Genomic DNA, 16,212 nt, shown 5'->3' on the forward strand with positions numbered 1-16,212 from the left:
GTCTCGAACCCCCCGCAGGACTGACGTCGGCCTTCAGGCCGACGGTGGCTGCGGTCGAAGAGGGACGAGTCCGGTGGTTGAGGAGGTCGCGCAGCGACCGTCTCGAAACCCCCGCAGCCAACAGGTGACGACGAGCGCAGAAATACTTTTCAAAAGTGTCCACATCCCGGTCAAACACAGGCTTCTGAGCACCTGACTGTCGGTGGTCAGTGCTTGGGTTGAACCATGACCACGACAGCAGACCTCGACTCCCCGACTGGGGTGCTCGATGCGCTGCGCGCGGACAAGGCCGAGGCCACTGCGGCCGAGATCCGGATCTTCCGGGGTGCCGTCGAGTGGGCGGTCATGCACCCCGCCGAGTCGGTGTGGAAGGCCGCGATGGTCGACGGGACCGAGGACGAGCTCGCGATCGCCGGCACAGGTGCACCCCTGGTCGCGGAGTTCTGCGTCGCTGAGCTCGCCCTCGCGCTGGGGATGTCGACCGATGCCGGGAAGCGTTACCTCGGTGATGCCGTCGAGACCCGCTACCGACTCCCTCGCCTGTGGTCACGGGTGATGCGCGGTGAGGTTCCGGTCTGGAAAGCCCGCCAGGTCGCGACCCGCACCATCACACTCTCTGAGGACGCCGCCGGATTCGTGGACACCCACGTCGCACCCGTCGCGCACCGATGCTCCTACGCCCAGATCGACCGGGCCGTCGAGCACGCCCGCGACCTCTACGACCCCGACGAAGCCGAAGCCAGAAGAGCCGAACAGGCCGAACACAGGAACGTCACCGTGCGGTTGGGTGACGTGACCACCGACGGGCTGGTCTACATCGAAGCCACCACCGACCTCGCCGACGCATTGGCCTTCGAAGCCCGGGTTGCCGCGAAGGCCCACGACCTCCACGAGCAGTTCCCGCACCTGTCCTTGGACGTACGCCGCTCCATGGCCCTCGGACACCTCGGCGACGGGGTCAGCAGGGAACTGGTGGTCCACACCCACCACGACGTCTCTAGCACCGACGGACTGGTCCGCGTCGACAACACCAAGTCCTGGATCACCGTCGAACAGCTCGGCGAGTGGTGCCAGCAGGAGCACACCCGCGTCACGATCCGCCCGGTGTTGGATCTGAACGAACACCTGCACACCGACCGCTACGAACCCACAGACAGGCTGCGCGAGCAGGTGATCCAGACCCACCCCACCTGCGTCTTCCCCCGCTGCGAACGACCATCGAGACGCTGCGACCTCGACCACACCGTCGAATGGCCCGAAGGTCCGACGGACAGCGTCAACCTGGCCCCGCTCTGCCGGAGCCACCACCGGTTGAAGACCCACGGCGGTTGGACCTACCAACGCACCGGACACCGGACCTTCGACTGGCTCAGCCCCCACGGCATCACCTACCGAAGAACCTGACGCCCCACACCCCGCCGTCGGCACGCCGCGATGTCAGTTGGCGGCGATCAGCCCAGCAACCACGGTCAGAACGGCGACGACCATGCCGAGCAGCGCCAGGATGGTGCCGGCGCTGCCGAGGTTGCGGGCCGTGGTCTCGGTCGAGTCGAGGCCGCGCTTCGCCATGACCAGTGCAGCGATCGCGAAGACGCCCTGGGCGACGCCCGTGGCGATCACGACGTCGCCGTACGACGCCGACCCGTTGCGCTGCATGAAGGCCTGCACGGCCAGCAGCCAGGCGCCGTTCGTGATCAGGCTCAGGACCGCGAGGGTGAAGCCGGCGATCGCTGCGCCGGTCGGGGTGAGCCACTCGGGGCCGGTCTCCGAGCTTCCGTGCAGTTCAGACATGGGCACCCCTCGTGATCGACGACGACGGGTGGAGGCTACCCACGGGCGCGGACGCCCAACCGGACCTCAGCCGACCCGGACCTTGGTCCACCCGACGCACTCCCAGAAGCAGCTCCGGTTGGCCAGGTCGTCGTAGCCCGAGGGCTTGCTCACGTTGTCCATGTACAGGTGCAGCGGGCTGCCGTACTGGTCCTGCTCCGGCGATCCGGCCGTCGTGATGCCGAGGTACTTCACCCAGTCCGGGTCGCCGGGGAGGCACGAGAGAGGGAGGACGCTCGTCACGGTGTCAGCGCCGTAGTCGAAGGTGACCTCGGCCCCGCGGCACGCGGCGCGGTGGATCTTGCCTCCGGGCCGAGCGGTCTTGTCGGTGAAGAAGAGGGTCGTCGGCGCGTCACCGTCCATCCACGCGCGGAGCACCACACCACCGCCGCCGCTCAGCTTGAGCCACGAGTCCGCTCCGGGGTTCTGCGGCCCGGACTTCTTGAGCTCGGCGTAGGTCGAGGTGACCCGGATCGCGGAGCCGGTGGTGGTCACGGTCGTGCTGGTGACGTCGACGTTGGCCAGCGACCCGGCCTCGGTCAGTGCCCAGTCACCACCCTCGGCCTCCCGGTGCCAGTCCCAGACGTCGGCGGTCCCGTCGTCGATGACGACGCGCTGCGCGGACGCCGCGCCCGCCGGCACCATGAGCGCCGCACTGACGAGGACGGTGAGGACGGCGACTCTGGTTCTGGACACGGATGTTCCCCTCATCGTGCCGTCCACGACGGCGGCTCCGCTGAGGCTAGGCGGTCTCCGGACCCGGCGTGGCCGAAATGAGGTACTCCTCTCCGCCATCCCTCACACGTGCGCCCACGGCGCCGATAGAGGACCCAGAAGCGGCTCACGGACGAGCCGCCCGCCAGGCCAGGAGTTCACGGATGAACCAGCGTTCCTCGTCCCACCGGCGCGCTCTCGCGCTCGTCGCCGCCGTCGCCCTCGCGATCGGAGCGATCACGACCGCGGCCACGTCGATGGCCGACCACACCCGCGACGGCGGGTACGCCGCAGCCGCCGACCTCGGCGCCCGGTGCCAGGAGGTCATCGCCTCGACCGTGGCGGGTGTCCCGGCCTCCTGCGCCCACTCCGACAAGGCGCCTGCGGGTGTCGACGTCGACAAGCACGTCGCGACCGCGGTCCTCGAGGCGCGGACCGGCGCAGCGGCCTCGGCCGTCGACGCGGCCCAGGACGAGGGCGTCCCGGTGCCGGCGGAGCTGGCGGCGGTGACCAACCAGGTGCCGTGCGACGGCGACGGTACGTCGGGCTACCGCGTGCAGGCGATCTACGTCGTCACCGCCGACAAGCCCAACAGGTACGCCGCGGTGAGCGACCAGATCAAGCAGTGGGCGGCGGGCGTCAACACCGTGTTCAACCTGTCCGCAGCCAAGACCGGTGGAGTGCGCGACGTGCGCTTCGTGTCCGCGTCGAACGGCGACGGCACCTGCTCACCGACCGTCCTCAACGTGACCGTCCCGGCCGGGTCCTTCGCGTCGTTCGGCGCGACGATCACCGCGATGCAGAACCTCGGGTTCACCAGCGCCACCCGCAAGTACCTCATGTGGGTCGACGGCACCGGCCAGTGCGGGATCGCCCAGACCTACGTCGACAGCCGCGCGGACCAGGCCAACTACAACAACGGCATGGCGCCCCAGTTCGCGCGGATCGACACCGCCTGCTGGGGCCAGTCGCAGTCGGTCGAGGCGCACGAGCTCTCCCACACCATGGGCTCGGTGCAGAAGGACGCCCCGCACGCCACGGCGGCCGGTCACTGCTACGACGAGTCCGACCGCATGTGCTACGCGGACGGCGGCGGCAAGGCGATGCAGCAGGTCTGCGCCCCCGACCAGGAGACGCTCTTCGACTGCAACAACGACGACTACTACTCGACCTTCCCGGCCTCGGGCTCCTACCTGGCGACCCACTGGAACACCGCCAGCTCACGGTTCCTGATCGGCGGCGGTGACGGCGTCGGCGGCGGCTCGGCCGGTGTCCCGACCACGCTGGGTGGGACCGTGACCGTCAACAACCCCGTCGTACCAGGCCTCCCGACGCAGGTGCAGGCCAACCTCGAGGTCCCCTCCGGCCGTACGACGACCATCGCGTGGACGTCCACGCGCAAGGACTGTGTGTTCAGCAGCCCGACCTCGGTGCAGACCACGGTGACCTGCGACGCGAGGACGACGAGCGCCGCGGCAGCCACGGCGACGGTCGTCGACTCGACCGGGGCGAAGCTCGTGCGCACGGTGCCGCTCACCTTTTCCACCGCGGCACGGGCGGCGGCCCCGTCGACGAGCCTCGACGGCTCGACCTCCGCCTACACGGCCTGTCCCAGCGGCAAGGGGGTGCTCACGACGCGGGTCCTCGACACGACCACCCAGAAGCCGGTCCAGGGACTCGGCGTCGCGTGGTTCCGGCAGGTCGGTGCGGCCAAGGCGGTCCAGGTCGCGACGGCGACGACGGATGCCACCGGAGTCGGCGTCTCGGCGCCGGTGGCCATGACCGCCGGCACCTACTCGGCCAAGACCATCGGCACGGTCGCGTTCCCGGCGGTCGCGTCCAGCACCATCGACGTGACCGTGGCCTCGGGCACCTGCACCACGGCCCTGAGCGGCTCGGTCAGCGACGACGAGGTGCACGCCGGCGACCCGGTGACCGTGTCCGGGGAGCTCACCCGCGACACCGGCGACGGCACGGACCTCCCGGCCGCCGGCGAGAAGGTGTCGATCTACGCCCTCGCCGACGGCAAGACCACGTGGGCCCTGGCGGCCTCCGCGACGACCGCAGCGGACGGCTCGTACACCACGACCGTCAAGCCACTCGGGTCGGAGAAGCTGCAGGCCCGCTTCGCGGCCCACACCGGGTTCGCGGCGGCGAACGCGTCCGAGGAGGCCGTGACGGTCACCCCGTGGACGACCGACATCACGGTGTCCTCGGCGCCGGCCGCGGTGATGGCCGGTGACTCGGTCACGCTGACCGGCACCCTGACCCAGTCGGCCGACAGCGTCTCCGCCGTGATGCCGTCCAGCCCGGTCAAGGTCACCTACCCGATGGCGGACGGCAAGACGGCCACGGCATCGGCCACCACCAACGCCTCGGGCACCTACACCGTGGTCGCGAAGCCCACCGGCTCGGGCACGGTCACCGTCGCGTACGCCGGCAAGCCGGGCTGGGCCGCGGACACGGCGACCCGGGCGCTGACGGTCAAGGAATGGTCGACCGCGCTGACGACGACGACCTCGGCGACCGAGGTCATGGCCGGGACCCCCCTCACCCTGACGGGCTCGCTGACCCAGACCGGCGACCCCGGCCAGTCGGCGATGAAGTCGGCCGCGATCAAGGTGACCTACCCGCTGGCCGGTGGCAAGACCGCCACCGCGACGACCACCACGAACGTGTCGGGCGGCTACACGGTGACCGTCAAGCCCACCGGTTCGGGCACCGTCACGGTCACCTACGCCGGCAAGGTCGGCTGGGCTGCGGACACCGAGACCCGCACGTTGACCGTCCACGAGTGGTCGAGCCACCTGACCCTGGCATCGACGCGGAACGCCACCACCGGCTACGTCACGTCGACCGGCATCCTCACGGTCACGAACAGCTCCGGGGTCAGCACGCCGCTCGCGTCGGCCAGTGTCGTGGTGACCTACCCGACCTCGGCGACCAGGACCGCGTCGACCACCGTGCGGACCAACGCATCCGGCGTGTTCACGGCCTCGGTCAAGCAGCTCGTCAGTGGCACCGTCTCCGCGAGGTACGCAGGGCTCCCGGGCTGGGCGGCAGCCGAGGCCACCCCGGTCACCGTGACGTGGTGAGGCGGACCAGCTCGTAGGTCGGTTCGTCGAAGGCGACGATCCGGGCCTCGGCGACCGACGTCGTCGCGGCCCGGAAGACCTCGAGCGCGCACGCGATCGCGTCCTCCTTCGGCCAGCCGTAGACGCCGGCGGAGACCAACGGGAACGCGACGGTCGAGGCGCCGAGCTCGTCGGCGACCGCCAGGGCCCGCGCGTAGCAGGACAGCAGCAGCGCCCGGTCGGTCTCGCCCGCGTGCCGATTGGGACCGACCACGTGGATCACCCACCGCGCGGGCAGCAGCCCGCCGGTCGTCCAGCCTGCGTCGCCGGTCGCGAGTCCGTCGGGGAACCGCGCGATGCAGTCCTCCAGGATCGCCGGACCCCCGGCGCGGTGGATCGCCCCGTCGACGCCGCCGCCTCCGCGCATGGCGTTGTTGGCGGCGTTGACCACCGCATCGACCTGCTGCGCGGTGATGTCTCCCTGCACGACGGTGACGTCCATGTCGCCAGTCTCGCCGATCAGAGCGCGTCGAGCTTGCGCGCCAGCACGATGCGCTCGGGCTCGCTCGGGCACAGGCGTACGGCGGACTCCAGCTCGGTCCGGGCCTCCTCTGCGCGGCCGAGCCGGACCAGCAGCTCACCGCGGACGGTGGGCAGCAGGTGGGAGCCAGCTAGCGCCCCCGTGGCGACCAGCTCGTCGACGATCTCCAGCGCGGCGGCCGGCCCGTCCTCCATCGACACGGCCACGGCGTGGTTGAGGGACACGATCGGCGACGGTGCGAGCCGCGACAGCGCTTCGTACAGCACCACGATCCGGCCCCAGTCGGTCTCAGCCACCGACGGCGCGACCGCGTGGCACTCGGCGATGGCCGCCTGGACGCCGTACGCCCCGAGGCCGCGCCCGACCCGACCGGCCTGCTGGAGCGCGGCACGTCCGCGACGGATGGCGGCTCGGTCCCACCGCCTGCGGTCCTGGTCCTCGAGGAGCACCGGCACACCGTCGGCGTCCGTGCGCGCCGGGAACCTCGCGGCCGTGAGCTCGAGCAGCGCGAGCAGTCCGTGCACCTCCGGCTCGTCGGGCACCAGGTGGGACAGCATCCGCGCCTCGCGCACGGCCTCGCGCGCCAGGTCCGTGCGGATCAGCGCGCTGCCGGTGGTCGCGGACGAGCCCTCCGTGAAGATCAGGTAGACGACGCTGAGCACGGACCCCAGCCGCTCACGGCGCTCCTGGGGCGGCGGCACCTCGAACGGCACCCGGGCCGCCGCCAGCGTCTTCTTGGCCCGGGTGATCCGGGCCTGCACGGTCGCGGTCGGCACCAGGAAGCCTCGAGCGATCTCGTCACTGGTCAGGCCGCCGACCACGCGGAGCGTGAGCGCCACCTGCGACTCCCGCGACAGGGCCGGGTGGCAGGAGATGAACATCAGTGCGAGCACGTCGTCCTCGATCCGGTCCGGGTCCCAGTCCGGCTCCTCGCTCTCGTCGGCCTGGTGCGCCAGCGCGGCGTACCTCTCGTCGAGCGCCGACCGCCGCCGGAACGCGTCGATCGCGCGCCGGCGGGCGGTCGTCAGCAGCCACCCGGCAGGGTTGACGGGTACGCCGTCACGCGGCCAGGTCACCAGCGCGACGGCGAGTGCCTCCTGGGCGACGTCCTCGGCCATCGCGAAGTCACCGGTGTAGCGGGCGAGGGTCGCGACGATGTGGGCGGACTCGATCCGCCACACCGCCTCGACGGCCTCCCGGGTCGACCGGTTCACAGCTGGCCGTTGGCCTCCCGCCAGGCCCGCTCCCGCTGGACGTACGGGTTGTCCTGCGGGAACTCGTCGATGCTCGGCACCCGGCGGATCTCGGTCTTGATGCCGGGCCGCGTCATCGGGAGCCGCTTGGCCCACTCGACGGCCTCCTCCTTCGAGGCGACGTCGAGGATGTAGTAGCCGCCGAAGAGCTCCTTGGTCTCGCCGTACGGGCCGTCGGTGACGACCGGCGGCGTCGACGAGTAGTCCACGACGACGCTCTCCTCGGCCGGATCGAGCCCCTCGGCCGCGACCAGGACCCCCGCTGCGATCAGCTCGTCGTTGAACTTCCCCATGCCCTCGAGCATGTCCTCGAACGCGACGTCGGCGTAGGACGCGACGGCCTCGTCGGTGCCCCGCATGATCAGCATGTACTTCATCGTTCTGCTCCGTTTCCAGGGTCGTCCTCCGACCCTCTCACCCAGCAGACGAACGGGACCCACGTGCGATCGACACGGGTCCGAGAATTTTCTCAGCCCTCGCGGATCAGCTTCAGCGTGGCTCGCTCGAGCGCGGCCTGGCGCTCGTCGGGCGTGTCGAACGTACGCCGCGTGGTGCGCGAGATCGTCCGCCCCTGCTCGTAGGCCTCGATGACCCGCGGATCGACGTACGACGAGCGCGCGAGCGTCGGGGTGTTGCCGAGGAAGGAGGAGACCTCCTTCATCGCCCCCGCGACCGCCCGCTTGCGCGACGCCTTCGTCTCGCCGGGCTCGGGCGTCTCGGCCAGCGCGGCCGCGGCCAGCACCGTCGCGTGCCAGGTGCGGAAGTCCTTGGCTGTGGCCTCGAGCCCGGTGGACGCGCGGACGTACTCGTTGACCAGCGCCGGGAGGACCGATCGCCAGGAGCGGCCCTCCTTGTAGGACAGCAGCCGGAGGTCCTTCCCGCGTCGGCGCCGCATGATGTCGACCGCCTCGATGACGACCGCGTCGTCGATCTCGATCTCGTGCTCCACCCCGGACTTGCCGACGAACGCGAAGACCAGGCGCGCCTGGTGGCGTCGGACGTGCCGCCGTTCGAGGGTGGTCAGCCCGAAGGAGCCGTTCTCGTCGGCGTAGACGTCGTTGCCGATCCGGAAGTAGCCGAGGTCGAGCAGGCGTACGGCGACCGCGCAGGCCCGTTCGAGCGGCATCCCCTCGCGACCGAGGTCGGTGATCACCAGCTCACGCGCCTTGGTGAGCGCCTTGCCGAACTCCAGCATCCGGTCGAACTTCTCGGCGTCGCGCCGGGTCCGCCAGTCGGGGTGGTAGAGGTACTGCCGCCGGCCGGCGTCGTCGGTGCCGACCGCCTGCAGGTGCCCGTTGGCGTACGGCGTGACCCACACGTCCTTCCACGCCGGCGGGATCACCAGGTCCCGCACCCGCTGGGCGTCCTCGTCGCTCAAGCGAGCTCCGGACTCGTCGACGTAGACGAACCCTCGACCGGCCCGCCGCCGGCTCCACCCGGGCTGGTCGGGAGACGTCCTGCGCAGCCTCACCATGCCCGGGTCAGTAGCCACGTCAGCGGAGCGACAAACGTGGCCAGCAGAGATGACTGCACCACCGGCGCCCGGACGCGGCGTACGGCGGAGAACTGGCCCTCGGTGCTCACGTGCATCGACCCGTCGGGAGCGATCGCGAGGCCCTCGCCCTGGCGCTGGGCCGGCAGCGGGAACGAGTCGACCTGCTCGTGTCCGGGGAACGTGTAGACGTCCGCCTGGGTGTAGTTGCGCACCACGTAGTGGCGACCGTCGGGATAGAACGACCCGTCGGTGGCGACGGGGATCGAGTCGGCGACGGCCTTCAGAACGTTGTCGTGGTCAGCCGAGAGCGTCGTCGGGGCGGCGTAGACGGTCCCGCCGAAGATGCCCTTGCTGACGATGAGGAGCCGGCCGGTGCGCGGGTCGGCGAGCAGGGTCTCGGCGTCCTGGGGACCGTCCGGGTAGACCAGGGAGTACGCCGTCGGCGTGACGGTCCGGTCGCCACGACCGACCGGCACCCGGAACACCGAGACCGACGAGCGTGAGCCGGTGTTGTCTCCGGTGTCCCCCACCCAGACCGCGCCCGGCCCGGCCGGGGCCAGCGCCTCGATGTCGGTGGGGTCGGCGGCCCAGGACGTCACGCCGACCGTGTCGCCCGAGCCGTCGACGACGAAGACGCGACCCGAGTCGCCGGAGTCGTTGACGGTGACGAAGAGCCCACCGGGCAGGGCGACCAGCCCGCTCGACTCGACGATCGCCGGGTCGGTGAACGTGAAGTCGACCGTCGAGGGCGGCGCCGGCGAGCCGACCACCGCACCGATCACCAGGGACGCGACCGACGCGACGCCCAGCACGCGGTCGAGCATCAGACCCCGAGCAGCTCGGCCAGCTTGGGGTTGATCGCCCAGGTGTCCACGAGCTCGTCGTACTCCTTGCGCACCGAGCCGCCCTTGACCGGGCCGCCCGTCCGCACAGCCCGGAGCATCGTGTTGCGCGGGGTGTGCTGGCTCTCGACGAACTGCACCACGTCGACGCGGTAGCCCTGCTGCCGCATCAGCGACGCACGCAGCGCATCGGTCAGCGTGTCCGCGAGGCGCTCGCGCAGGATGCCGTGCCGGGTGACCATGGCGTACGGCGAGGGGGTCGGCGACTTGCGCAGCTGGGCCGCGATGTCGTGGTGGCAGCAGGGTGCGGCGAGCACCAGCTGCGCGCCCCACGACACGGCCTGGGCGAGCGCCTCGTCGGTGGCGGTGTCGCAGGCGTGCAGCGCGAGGACCACCTCGGGCGCCGGGTCGAGGACGACCCCGCCGATGGTCCCGACGACGAACTCCGCAGCGACCCCGAGCTCGGCGGCGACCGCCGAGTTGTGCTCGCGCGACTGCTCCTTCACGTCCACGCCGGTCAGCTGGACGGGCAGCTTGCGGACGCCGACGAGGTAGCGCTGGGCGGCGAAGGTCAGGTAGGCGTTGCCGCAGCCGAGGTCGACGATCCGGAGCGGCTCCTCGGCCGTCGGCTTGCGCAGCTTGCCGCTCGCCAGCGCGTCGGTGATCGACGAGTCGAGCAGGCGCAGGAACTCCTCGACCTGCCGGTACTTCGCCTGCCGGCTCGGCTTCAGCCTGCCGTCGGCGTCGGCGATGCCGAGGGCCACGAAGACCGGGTCGTCCTCGGGCAGCAGGCGCTGCTTCGGCTTGTCGTGTCCGCGCTCGACCTCCACGTCGGTCGCCCGATCGGTCGTGTGCACGATCGCCTCGAGCTTCTTGGTCACCCGCACCTGGTGGCTCTGCGTCGTGGTGTCGACGTGCCAGTTGCCGTAGGCCTCGTCGAGCAGCGCGTCGACCGCGTCCCGCGCGTCGTCGCCGAGCGAGTGGTTGGCGGTGAACGCCTGGGTGTCGTCGTAGGAGGTGACCTGGAGGTGGCGGCCGGCCTTGAGGTCGACGTACCGCAGCTCCACGCGTCGGTAGGCAGGCGGCTCCTCGCCCTTCTGCCGGCCCGACGCGACCGCCTTGACCAGCACGTCGGGGTCGAGGATCAACCCGCGCATCCGGTTCAGCGCACGGAGCAGGGGCTCGCTCATCGGTTCATCACCGATGCGATCACCACGATTAGGAGCAGCCCCACCAGGGCGACGGGGATGACGAGTCTGCGGTGGCGGGGATTCACGCCTTCACTTTAGAGGCGAGCAGTTCGGCGAGGTGCATCGTCGGGGTCTGCGTGAGGTCGTCGAGCTGCACCCGGCAGGACATGCCGTCGGCGAGCACGACCGCGCCGGGGTTGGCGCGTACGGCGGGGAGCAGGTGCGTCTCCGCCACGGCGACGGACACCTCGTAGTGGCCCTTCTCCATGCCGAAGTTGCCGGCGAGGCCGCAGCAGCCCGCCACCTGGGTGACGGTCGCACCGGCCTTCTCGAGCAGCCGCTTGTCGGCGGCCCAGCCGAGGATCGAGGCCTGGTGGCAGTGCGGCTGCGCGACGACCTCGACCCCGTCGAGCGAGGGCAGCGGGACGTCGAGCCGCTCCAGCAGCTCGGCGAAGGTCAGCACGTCGAGGTGCTCGCCGAGCATCTCGGGAAGGTCGCTGCGCAGCGTCGCGAGGCACGACGGCTCGAGCCCGACGACCGGCACCCCGGAGTCGACGTACGGCTTCAACGTCGTGACGGTGCGCGCCATGATCGCCCGCGCCTCGTCGAGCTGACCGGTCGTGACCCAGGTGAGTCCGCAGCAGGCGTCGTCGGCGATCACCCGCGCGGTCACGCCGACCGAGGCGAGGAAGTCGATCGCGGCGAGCGCGTTGACCGGGAAGAAGTGGTCGGTGAAGGAGTCGGCCCAGATCCACACGTCCGGCACGACCTCGGGCACGCCCGTCGTACGACGCAGCGTCCTGGGCGCGAACGCCGGGATCGAGCGCCGCTGGTCGATGCCGGCCGTGGCCTTGGCGAGCCGGGCGACGGGGCCGAGCTTCATCATCCGGTTGGCGACGGGTGCCACCGGCGCCGCGAGCCGTGCCCACTTCGGCAGCCGGCCGAGCAGCAGATGGCTGCGTGGTCGGCGCTTCGCGTCGGGTCCAGAGTAGGTCGCGTGCAGGGCCTCGGCCTTGTACGTCGCCATGTCCACGCCGGTCGGGCAGTCGGACGCGCAGCCCTTGCAGGCCAGGCAGAGGTCGAGCGCCTCGTGCACCGCGGGGTCGGCGAAGCCGTGCACCAGCTCGCCGTCCAGCGCCTCCTGCAGCACCCGCGACCGGCCGCGGGTCGAGTCCTTCTCGTCGCGGGTCGCGAGGTAGGACGGGCACATCACGTTGTTGGTCTTCGGGGCCACGCACTTGCCGACGCCCGTGCACCGGTGGATCGCGTCCGCCAGCGGGATCAGCGGCCGCGGTCGCGCGGGGCGCAGGTCGGCGTCGAGAGGTGCCGGGTCGACGATGTTGCCGGGGTTGAGCAGGTTGCCGGGGTCGCAGATCGCCTTGGCTGCGGCGAAGAGCCGCAGCGACTCCGCGTCGTACATCAGCGGCAGCAGCTCGGAGCGGGCTCGGCCGTCGCCGTGCTCGCCGGACAGCGACCCGCCGTGCTCGCGCAGCTTGAGGGCGCACTGGGTGAGGAAGTCGCGGAAGCGCTTGCCCCCGTCGCCGAACTCGAAGTCGATCCGCACGTGCACGCAGCCGTCGCCGAAGTGGCCGTAGGGCACCCCGTCGAGGTCGTGCTCCTGGAGCAGCTCGTCGAAGTCACGCAGCCAGGCGCCGAGGCGCTCGGGCGGCACGGCGGCGTCCTCCCAGCCGGAGTACGCCGGGCGCGACAGCGACCGGGCCGCGAGGCCCGCGCCGTCCTCCCGGATCCGCCACAGCGCTGCGGCCTCGGGGCCGTCCGGCACCACGCGGTGACCGAGGGCACCCGACGCGGCGATGACCGCGCCGGTCTCGGCGGCCGACACCTCGGCGAACAACCAGCCCGTGCCGCGCGGCAGGTCCGGTGCGCCCGGGACGAGGTCGACGATCCGCGAGTCCAGGCCCTCGCAGGCCGTCATGCTCGGCGCCGCCGCCAGCAGGGCGGGGACCGCGTCGGCCGCCTCCGCCATCGAGGGGTAGCCGAGCACGACCAGGTGCCGGTCAGGGTCGTCCTCGACCAACCGCACGGTCGCGCCGAGCACCACGCCGAGGGTGCCCTCGGACCCCACGAGGAAGCGGTCGACGTTGCGACCGTTCTCCGGCAGCAGGTGCTCCATCGAGTAGCCGCTGACCTGCCGGCCGAACTGGCCGAAGCTGGTGCGGATGTGCGCGAGGTGCTGGTCGGCGAGCGCCGCCAGCTCGGCGGCCACGTCCCCAGCACCGGGCCCGTAGGCGACGTCCAGGCCCATCACGTTGTCGACGGTCCGGCCGTAGCCGAGCGCCCGTGAGCCGCAGGCGTTGTTGCCGATCATCCCGCCGATCGTGCAGCGGGTGTGGGTCGACGGGTCGGGCCCGAAGCGCAGTCCGTACGGCGCCGCCGCGCGCTGCAGGTCGGCGTGCACGACGCCGGGCTGGACGACCGCGGTCCGGGCCTCGGGGTCGACCGAGACGACCCGGTTGAGGTGCTTGAGGGTGTCGACCACGATCCCGGTGCCGACCGCATTGCCCGCGATCGACGTCCCGGCCCCGCGCATCGTGACCGGTGCGCCGGTCGCGTGCGACGCCTCGAGGATCGCGTGCAGCTCGTCGGGGTGCCGCGGCCGGACCACGACCTGCGGCACCACGCGGTAGAGCGAGGCGTCGGAGGAGTAGAGCGCCCGGGTCAGCGTCGAGTCGTCGACGTCGGACACGCCCCGGCGGCGCAGCTCTGCGACCAGCGCGGGGTGGGTGTCGGTCACGTCACCAGTGTTCCATCGACCCGCGGAAGACCCGCGCCAGGTCCTCGTCCGTGGGACTCCTCGGCGCCGTCGCGAGCAGCCGCTGCTGCTTGAGCGAGCCGGCCACCAGGTCGTCGACGTCATCCTCGCCGTACCCCACCTCGGCGAGGCCGTTCGGGATCCCGACGTCGCGCATCAGCGCGGTGAGCACGTCCGGCAGGGCCTCCGGACCCGAGCCTGCGGCGGGATCGAGCAGCCGGGCTGCGTGCAGGTGCCGCTCGGGCGCGGCCTCGAAGGTGAAGCGGAAGGCCTCGGGCGCGGTGAGCGACACGGCCATGCCGTGCGGGACGAGCACGCCGGGATAGCCCTCGGGCGAGTAGTCGCGCACCCGGCCGGCGATCGGGTAGGCGTTGGCGTGCGGGATGTGCACGCCGGCGTTGCCGAAGCCGAGGCCGGCGAAGGTCGCGGCCATCGCCATCTGCTCCCGGGCGACGCCGTCGGAGCCGTCGCGTACGGCGGCCCGGAAGGCGCCCGCGAGCAGCGTCATCGCCTTCTCGGACCACATGTCGGCGATCGGGTTGGCCCCGCAGTAGGGCACCCGCTGCTCGGGCTGCTTGGCGTCGAAGTCGGCGTACCACCGCGCGGTGTAGCTCTCCAGCGCGTGGCAGAGGATGTCGAGGCCGGCCGACGCGGTCACCATCGCGGGCTGGCTCATCGTGAGGTCGGGGTCGACCACCGCCAGGGTCGGCCGGAGCGCGGGGTGGCTGATGCCCGTCTTCACCTGCAGCGAGAGGACGTCGAGGACGCAGATGGTGGTGCTCTCGGCGCCGGTGCCGGTGGTGGTCGGGATCGCGACGAGCGGGAGCAGACGGTGGGCCGGCGCCTGCGCCTTGCCGACCGGGGCGTTGATGTAGTCGAGCAGCTCGCCCGGGTTGGTGGTGAGCAGGTTGACCGCCTTGGCGGTGTCGATCGCGGACCCGCCACCGACCGCGAGGATCGCGTCGAAGGGACCCGCGTCGCGGGCGAAGTCGATCGCCGCCGCCATCGACTCGTCGGTCGGCTCGACGTGGACGCCGTCGTACGTCGTGACGTCGATGCCGCGGGCGGCCACCTGCTCCGCGATCCGGGCCGGGTGCCCGGTCGCCGCGACTCCGGGATCGGTCACGAGCAGCACCCGGCGAGCTCCGTAACCCGCCAGGTCGAAGCCGACCTCGGCCGAGGCGCCGGACCCGAACTTGAGCGCAGGAGCGGCGTACGTGAAGACGGTCTCGCTCATTCGGCCAACATAGCCAATGGGCCGGGCCGTACCATTCCTGCAGTGAGGAGGGGGGCTTCCATGCGTTATGTGCGTTGGATCGCGCTGGCCGCAGTGCTGGTGCTGGTGTCCAGCGGTGCGATCTATGCCCAGATGCGCGAGCCCACCCCGACCGGCGGCGTAGTCGACACGGGCGCACCGCGCCCGGTCGTCGACGGCAACCGGATCGTCGATGCCCGCGACGGCCTCCCGTGGGTTCCGCGTGGCGTCAACTGGAGCAGCTTCGAGTACGCCTGCGCCCAGGGCTGGGGCATGTCCGCGCTGGACACGACGGGCGACCAGGACCAGTACGACCGCGAGGCCGAGGTGATCGCCGACTGGGGCGTCAACACGGTCCGCCTGCCGCTCAACCAGGACTGCTGGCTCGGGACCCGTGGCGCCCCGGTCAGCGACCAGTTCGACGAGCGGACGCCCAGCGACTACCGCGCCGACGTCGCGGACTTCGTGTCCTCGCTCAACCGGGCCGGCATCGTGGTCGTCCTCGACCTGCACAGCCGCAAGCGGATGGGCCAGCCCGAGTTCGGCAACGTCGCGATGCCCGACTCGCAGTCCCTGACCTTCTGGCGCTCGGTCGCCCGCGACTACGCCCACAACCCGTCGGTGATGTTCGACGCGTTCAACGAGCCCTACTCCCGCTACAACCCAACCGGCAGCAAGCTGGTCTTCGACCTGACCTGGAAGTGCTGGCGCGACGGCGGCTGCCAGGCTCCGGTCGAGGACGACCAGACGGCGACCCAGGGCCGGGTGACCTACACCGTCCAGGGCATGGCCTCCGTGGTCGCCGAGATCCGCGACGCCGGCGCTGCGCAGCCGATCCTGCTCGGGGGCCTCGACTACTCCAACGACCTGTCGCACTGGCTCCAATTCGCGCCCGACGACGACCAGCTGGTGGCGTCGTTCCACAGCTACGACTTCAAGGACTGCGCGAGCCAGAAGTGCTGGGACGAGGTGATCGCCCCGATCGCGGACCGGGTGCCGGTGCTGACCGGCGAGCTCGGGGCCGACGACCCGACCGGCGGCTACGTCAGCGACTACCTCGCCTGGGCCGACGCCCACGACATCGGCTCGCTCTTCTGGGTGTGGGCGGACCACCCGAGCGACCCCATGGCGCTGGTGCGCAACGAGTCCGGGTCGCCGACGGCGTACGGCGCGCTCGCCCGGCGCTACCTCCGCGAGGCCGCGAACTCCTAGGCCGTGCCCACAACGGTCGTTTCCCGCCTGAAA

13 protein-coding genes are annotated in these 16,212 nt (G+C 71.4%); 3 read left to right on the top strand and 10 right to left on the bottom strand.

The features are described from left to right. The first annotated feature begins 225 nt into the window (after positions 1 to 225). On the top strand, positions 226 to 1,404 hold the full coding sequence (locus tag ABLE68_RS04905; RefSeq protein ID WP_348870156.1) for an HNH endonuclease signature motif containing protein: 1,179 nt from the start codon (positions 226 to 228) through the stop codon (positions 1,402 to 1,404). 33 nt (positions 1,405 to 1,437) lie between these two features. On the opposite strand, the gene ABLE68_RS04910 is transcribed toward ABLE68_RS04905, so the two are convergent. Both ABLE68_RS04910 and ABLE68_RS04915 read right to left on the bottom strand, forming a co-directional pair. Next, positions 1,438 to 1,791, bottom strand: coding sequence for a hypothetical protein (locus ABLE68_RS04910; protein ID WP_348870157.1), 354 nt, complete (start codon positions 1,789 to 1,791; stop codon positions 1,438 to 1,440). 66 nt (positions 1,792 to 1,857) lie between these two features. After that, complete coding sequence (locus ABLE68_RS04915; protein ID WP_348870159.1) at positions 1,858 to 2,526, bottom strand: hypothetical protein; 669 nt, start codon at positions 2,524 to 2,526, stop codon at positions 1,858 to 1,860. A gap of 182 nt (positions 2,527 to 2,708) precedes the next feature. Between ABLE68_RS04915 and ABLE68_RS04920 the strand changes: the two genes are divergently transcribed. After that, on the top strand, positions 2,709 to 5,639 hold the full coding sequence (locus ABLE68_RS04920; protein ID WP_348870160.1) for a hypothetical protein: 2,931 nt from the start codon (positions 2,709 to 2,711) through the stop codon (positions 5,637 to 5,639). On the opposite strand, the gene ABLE68_RS04925 is transcribed toward ABLE68_RS04920, so the two are convergent. The 8 genes from ABLE68_RS04925 to ABLE68_RS04960 form a co-directional block, all read right to left on the bottom strand. Further along, positions 5,623 to 6,120, bottom strand: coding sequence for a macro domain-containing protein (locus tag ABLE68_RS04925; protein WP_348870161.1), 498 nt, complete (start codon positions 6,118 to 6,120; stop codon positions 5,623 to 5,625). The two genes, ABLE68_RS04920 and ABLE68_RS04925, sit on opposite strands and share 17 nt — an antisense overlap. A 17-nt stretch (positions 6,121 to 6,137) precedes the next feature. Beyond that, on the bottom strand, positions 6,138 to 7,373 hold the full coding sequence (locus ABLE68_RS04930; protein ID WP_348870163.1) for an RNA polymerase sigma factor: 1,236 nt from the start codon (positions 7,371 to 7,373) through the stop codon (positions 6,138 to 6,140). Beyond that, complete coding sequence (locus ABLE68_RS04935) at positions 7,370 to 7,789, bottom strand: YciI family protein (protein WP_348870164.1); 420 nt, start codon at positions 7,787 to 7,789, stop codon at positions 7,370 to 7,372. The genes ABLE68_RS04930 and ABLE68_RS04935 overlap by 4 nt, the downstream gene beginning before the upstream one ends. A 92-nt stretch (positions 7,790 to 7,881) precedes the next feature. Continuing rightward, positions 7,882 to 8,886 carry a DNA topoisomerase IB gene (locus ABLE68_RS04940; RefSeq protein ID WP_348870165.1) on the bottom strand — a complete coding sequence of 335 codons (1,005 nt, stop codon included), beginning with the start codon at positions 8,884 to 8,886 and terminating at the stop codon, positions 7,882 to 7,884. Then, positions 8,880 to 9,731 carry a hypothetical protein gene (locus tag ABLE68_RS04945; RefSeq protein ID WP_348870166.1) on the bottom strand — a complete coding sequence of 284 codons (852 nt, stop codon included), beginning with the start codon at positions 9,729 to 9,731 and terminating at the stop codon, positions 8,880 to 8,882. The genes ABLE68_RS04940 and ABLE68_RS04945 overlap by 7 nt, the downstream gene beginning before the upstream one ends. Next, positions 9,731 to 10,939 (bottom strand): class I SAM-dependent methyltransferase, encoded by a 1,209-nt coding sequence (locus ABLE68_RS04950; protein WP_348870167.1) that lies wholly within the window; start codon positions 10,937 to 10,939, stop codon positions 9,731 to 9,733. Before ABLE68_RS04950 ends, ABLE68_RS04945 begins: the two co-directional genes overlap by 1 nt. An 82-nt stretch (positions 10,940 to 11,021) precedes the next feature. Further along, positions 11,022 to 13,694: an FAD-binding and (Fe-S)-binding domain-containing protein gene (locus tag ABLE68_RS04955; protein ID WP_348870168.1), complete on the bottom strand. Its 2,673-nt coding sequence runs from the start codon at positions 13,692 to 13,694 to the stop codon at positions 11,022 to 11,024. Between the two features lies 1 nt (position 13,695). Further along, positions 13,696 to 14,949, bottom strand: a complete 1,254-nt coding sequence (locus ABLE68_RS04960; protein ID WP_348870169.1) for a hydroxyacid-oxoacid transhydrogenase — start codon at positions 14,947 to 14,949, stop codon at positions 13,696 to 13,698. Positions 14,950 to 15,009: 60 nt separating this feature from the next. On the opposite strand from ABLE68_RS04960, the gene ABLE68_RS04965 reads away from it, so the two are divergent. Next, the gene (locus ABLE68_RS04965) at positions 15,010 to 16,179 is read left to right on the top strand and encodes a glycoside hydrolase family 5 protein (RefSeq protein ID WP_348870170.1); all 1,170 of its coding nucleotides are present in this window, start codon (positions 15,010 to 15,012) and stop codon (positions 16,177 to 16,179) included. Positions 16,180 to 16,212 lie beyond the last annotated feature (33 nt).

Origin of the sequence: Nocardioides pollutisoli (assembly GCF_040045055.1) — a bacterium.
Taxonomy (GTDB): domain Bacteria; phylum Actinomycetota; class Actinomycetes; order Propionibacteriales; family Nocardioidaceae; genus Nocardioides; species Nocardioides tweenelious.